Origin of the sequence: Pseudomonas sp. FSL R10-0056 (assembly GCF_009600105.1) — a bacterium.
In the GTDB taxonomy this organism is placed as follows: domain Bacteria; phylum Pseudomonadota; class Gammaproteobacteria; order Pseudomonadales; family Pseudomonadaceae; genus Aquipseudomonas; species Aquipseudomonas bubulae.
Map to the genome: position 1 here is coordinate 1 of NZ_WIWL01000054.1, position 1315 is coordinate 1315.

The following is a 1315-nucleotide window of genomic DNA, read 5'->3' on the forward strand; positions in this document are numbered from 1 at the left end:
CGCTGGTTGCTCATGGCACCTCCTAATGGGCCTCATTTTAAGGCTTGGAGGTGTCTACGAAACTAGGGGCGATTCAGTCCAAGTCTGCAGCCTGAGCAGCTTGCGCGCTGATGAGTGCTGCGAGCAGTAGGTGAGTCGAAATGAGCTTTTTCATGCGGTCACCATTGTCTGTCGTTGCTTTGGGTGTTTTTGTGGCTAAGTGCGCAAGCATCTCTAATCGCTTGCTGATCTGTTTTCGAAAGCCCTCTGGTGACGTCATTACACTTCAGCGTCTTAGAGCTGTGCTGATCGTTGCAGCCGCATACGAGGCTAATCAGCAGGGTGATGCAGGTTAAGGTTCGACAGTGCATATCTGCTCCTTACCAGGACCTTTCAGCACTCTGGCTGTTATTTCCCGAGAGTGCATGTTGGTCGGCGGCCTGTTGCTGGGATTCTCGATCACCTGCTATCTGAGCTTCAGTAGCTACGGCGCTTTGCTGAGCGACGAGCAAGCTTCGGATTTGGATGAGCTGATTGGCTTGGGCACTAGCCATTTGGTTCGCCGATTGGATCGCTTGCATTTGGCCCTCAGCGTTGACGGCTTGGCGCTGCATGTTTGCCAAGTTATTGGCATCCCGTTGCAGGGTGTTTTGTTGGCGATCAACGTTCATCAGAAGGGCGTCGGTGCTTAGTTTACGGGCAGTGCTGGCCTCTGCACGGGCAGTGGCAATGGCCCGTTGATCCTGATCTGAGCAAGTCTGAGTCCCAAAACAAGGGGACGCTGAGTAGTGCGAGGCGTCCTGAAACTTGGATAAGTAGTTTTCGAGGCTGCCCGCTTGGTTCCTGTAGTAACTGAGGGTGTTCTGAGCTTCCAGCAGCCTTGTTATCGTTTGGTCAGCCTGATCCCAAATATAGGATGAAGGAGCTGCAGTGTTCTGCAGCATATTTTCGTACTGCATTAGCTGAGTTCGGTACTGTTCAATCTGCTTTACGACAGCGGCGACACTCTGCATTGCACTGATGGTGGTTTGCCCCAAATTCAATCCGTCGGCAACGGGTATACCTGCAAGAGCTGGTTGCAGGTGTGTTGTTGCGATAGCCAGTAAACACCCACCGATAAAACCTTTGGTTTTGTTCATGGGAACTCCAAGGAAGAACACGAAATAATTGCGTGATTTTTTAGCGGCTAAAATTTTAAGGACTGCACCAATCGCAGCATTTCGCTCTGGTTAGCCTCGATTCGCTTTAGCAGCGCCCTCACTAGGCTCTGTACGTAAAGTATTGTCGCAAGCACCGCATAGCGCAGGCCAATGAGACCATCGCCGCAAAACTTGTT

Annotated in this window: 1 protein-coding gene; it reads right to left on the reverse strand. The window is 51.5% G+C overall.

Annotation, left to right across the window (positions count from 1 at the left end; translation table 11 throughout):
- Positions 1-359: 359 nt before the first annotated feature.
- On the reverse strand, positions 360-1118 hold the full coding sequence (gene trbJ, locus GHO42_RS02985) for a P-type conjugative transfer protein TrbJ (protein ID WP_153329020.1): 759 nt from the start codon (positions 1116-1118) through the stop codon (positions 360-362).
- Positions 1119-1315 lie beyond the last annotated feature (197 nt).

Coding starts and splice junctions, on each gene's coding strand:
- trbJ (WP_153329020.1), bottom strand. CDS start 1,118: ATGAACAAAACCAAAGGTTTTATCGGTGGGTGTTTACTGGCTATCGCA.